Source organism: Vulcanisaeta sp. EB80 (assembly GCF_002078205.2).
On sequence record NZ_LCWN02000115.1, the window covers coordinates 1 to 3223 of the forward strand.

Sequence of the window (3223 nt, forward strand, 5' to 3'; positions counted from 1 at the left end):
AAGGTCACAATCTTCAGAAGCACAATCACCGAGAGGATAGCCCTAAAGGCACCACTATACGGCATAGAGACTAAGTACGTAAACCCAAGGGGAACAACAAACTCAACAGAACACGACGAAATCATGAGAAAATATGGACTAGACAGGCACACAGCATCAGCACACCTAATAGCCATAAAAGGCTTAAACACTAATAATTATGAGTAACCGCAAATAATAATGAAGACAGAAACAGTCCTCTCCATACCCATAGGCTTTTTCGCAGGGTTTGTATATGCGCCATCGGTTAAGATAATCAGGGAACTGTTTAGCGACATTCTCGAGAAGGCCATGGGTATCTACACCATCGCATGGGCGCTGCCATTCATGATCTCAGCCCTCATAGTCCCACCACTCGCGCGCATATCCATTAACCTAGTATTCTGTGTAATCAGCCTCATCACAATGGCGAGCGGTGTAGTGGATTTAGTTGCTTTTAGGCGTATGAGTGAGGTGAGGGCTGAGAGCGTGATTAGGGCGTTGGGGGCCCTTAGGAATACGAACGTCATGCTCATAGGGGTTGGTGGATTCTTCATACTCTACATGAACTGGGTCATTGCGTACTGGCTCTATGATTACCTGGTGTCCTCGGGGCTCGGGATTACCTACGCATCACTAGCCTTCACGCTATTCACAATAGCTGGTTTAGTGGCAATGCCATTAAGCGGGCATTTAGCCTATAGAATCGGTGCAAAGACCATGCTCCTCATGGATATTGTTGTGTACTCACTTAGTGGTGTCGCCATAGCCCTAATGCCCAGGATGCCCTACGCATTAATACTTGCTGTGCTACTTGGTGTTGGTAGGTTCGTAATAACACCAATGCAGTCATCGTTAATAGCGGTTTCGGTGGATAGGAAGTTCGTATCCACGGCCACAGCTGCCGCGAATACGTTTTGGCAATTGAGTGGTATCCTTGCCCCATACATGACGTACCTACTGGCATCAATGTATGGGATGGAGATTTCTATAGTTCTGTCATCACTAATGCTACTAATCTCATTAATACCCTACTCCCTAGTGAGGATAAGGTAAGCTTTGACTTTAACCGTTTATTAAGTACTTATTACTTCGGCTGGGACTGGGCGCACTTACCTAGCGCCTTCAATAATGCGAGCGCTACTCCAAGGCCCATTTGCACGTCCTTATCGCCCATAGCCCTCCAGAGACCCATTAATCCTCCCACGGGCTTAACGTTGGATAAATCGACATTCTTACCTAAGCAGCCGCCCATGTCCTGCACCATACCCTTGAGCCTTATTACGTCCTGTGTATCTAGCTTATTCATTGCCTGTAAACTACCGTCGATGAGCATCGATATTAACCTAAATATTGCGGGGTCCTGGAATAAGTACTGCAGAACCTCCTCAAACCTATTAACTACAAGCATTAATGCGTCAATTACACCGCTACGCTTCAACTCAATGAGTTGGTCAAGGAGTCCCCTTATCTCGTCGATGTTCTCCACAAGCACGTTTAGGGCCTCTGCCAATTTTTCGTCAGGGCTCTTTTCGACTTGTTGTGTCTGGGTCATGCTGCTCACCTCACATTGTTGTTGCTAGCCAGGTTTTATAAAATAGATCCTTTATTAACCTGCTCAGTGGCGACGTTAATATACTATAGCAGCTGCCGGCCCACACGGCCTTGTTATTGTTGAGGTCGAGCTTGATATCGCAGTTAAACATCATGCCGAAATCTCCGTAGTCGAGTGCGCACGTCATTGCGGTTATTTGTGCTGGGTCGACAGGTTCACCGAGTAATTCGCCACTTATTGCAGCGGCGCTCGCGAGCGCTGTGAAGTGAACGGGAACTCCGGCTGTTGGGAGCCCCACGTAGGGCATTGAGTGCTCACCAGGTAGGTAAACATCATCATATTTTAAGCTCCTGCCAGTGTATACGTTAATTGCTGTCCATTTACCTGCTGGTGTCTCAGCCACCAATGGCGTGCCCTCAAATGGCTTTGGCAATCTGGCTGGTGGAGTCACTATAAGGAGATCATACTTAACCTTCTCACCGTTAGAGAGTACTACAACCTTCTCCTTATCATCAACAGTGATCGGTGGCTTAATACCACTTATGCATTCAACGCCTTTCTTAGCAGCAGTTTCTTCGGATATCCTAATGGCTTCGGGGCCTAAGGGTTCTAAAGGTCTATTAAATGGGTATAGAAGGGTTATGCTTGTTCTATCTCTAATACCTCTTTTCCTAAATAAGGTATCCAACTGACAGGCGAATTCGAAGGGATAAACACCACACCTATATATAGGCTCCGGAGCTAATAAAACAACCTTACCACCATTAAAGGATCTCAATGCCTCCCTAAGTTTTAATGCACCCTCCAGCGTATAATTATGGTAACCGACACCAAGGTTATACGACTTAAAATCATTCTCAACACCTAGACTTGCCAGTAAATAATCATAGTTGAACCTGCCCTGGTCAGTCTCGACAACCCTGTTGTCAGGGTCTATCTTCGTTACCTTAGCCTTGACGAACTTAACGCCTCTCTTGCCTAGTAACGATAGCGGCAACTGGGCGGCGCTTGGCTCTATATCGCCCAGTGCTATGTTGACAAGGAGCGGTGGTAGTAGGTAGTAATCGGTATCACTTATTATTGTTATTTCCGCATCAACCCTACCCCTCAATCTTTCCGCTATTCTTTTAGCGGCAACAACACCGCCCACACCACCCCCTAGGACAAGGATCTTCTTTGGCACGATAAACCTAGAGTGAGTATCACTATTTAAGCATTATTATTAACTATTGGTAAGAATAAAATTAACCTTATTGAATTTCATTGAATTCTAACGTATTTATTTTTATTTTACCAAGTGTGAATTCGGAAATTAATGTTTTTAAGTCGTTAGAAAGAATTTATTGTAGTGATGATGGATCAACAGTCGGACCTGATTAATGACGATGGAGGTGATTTCTGATGATCGTTAGAAGCATTTTTAAGCGCTTGGGTTAATGCTGAATTGCTGCATGAGCTTTAGAACTCTTTTTACGATATCACTTAGGAACTTGGGTAGTAGGAGGACTAGAGCCGTATTAACGATGCTTGCGATAATATATAGCGTGGCTCTCATGATAACCCTGGAGACTATGACGTACGGCTTTAAAGTGGCTGTTGTGAGTGAGGTTGAGAATATATTACCGACGGATTTGATGGTTTACTCAGACA

3 protein-coding genes and 2 pseudogenes are annotated in these 3223 nt (G+C 45.0%); 3 read left to right on the top strand and 2 right to left on the bottom strand.

The genetic code is table 11. The features are described from left to right. Window positions 1-207: pseudogene (locus tag B7L70_RS13795) on the top strand (transposase); the annotation flags it as partial. Window positions 208-219: 12 nt separating this feature from the next. Then, complete coding sequence (locus B7L70_RS12125; protein WP_081228406.1) at window positions 220-1074, top strand: MFS transporter; 855 nt, start codon at window positions 220-222, stop codon at window positions 1072-1074. Between the two features lie 31 nt (window positions 1075-1105). On the opposite strand, the gene B7L70_RS12130 is transcribed toward B7L70_RS12125, so the two are convergent. Continuing rightward, entirely contained in the window at window positions 1106-1573 is a 468-nt protein-coding gene (locus B7L70_RS12130; protein ID WP_081228408.1) for a DUF1641 domain-containing protein, read from the bottom strand. Window positions 1574-1583: 10 nt separating this feature from the next. Beyond that, the gene (locus B7L70_RS12135) at window positions 1584-2756 is read right to left on the bottom strand and encodes an NAD(P)/FAD-dependent oxidoreductase (RefSeq protein ID WP_081228407.1); all 1173 of its coding nucleotides are present in this window, start codon (window positions 2754-2756) and stop codon (window positions 1584-1586) included. Window positions 2757-3024: 268 nt separating this feature from the next. Here B7L70_RS12135 and B7L70_RS12140 point away from each other — a divergent pair. Continuing rightward, window positions 3025-3223 (top strand): annotated as a pseudogene (locus B7L70_RS12140) (ABC transporter permease); the annotation flags it as partial.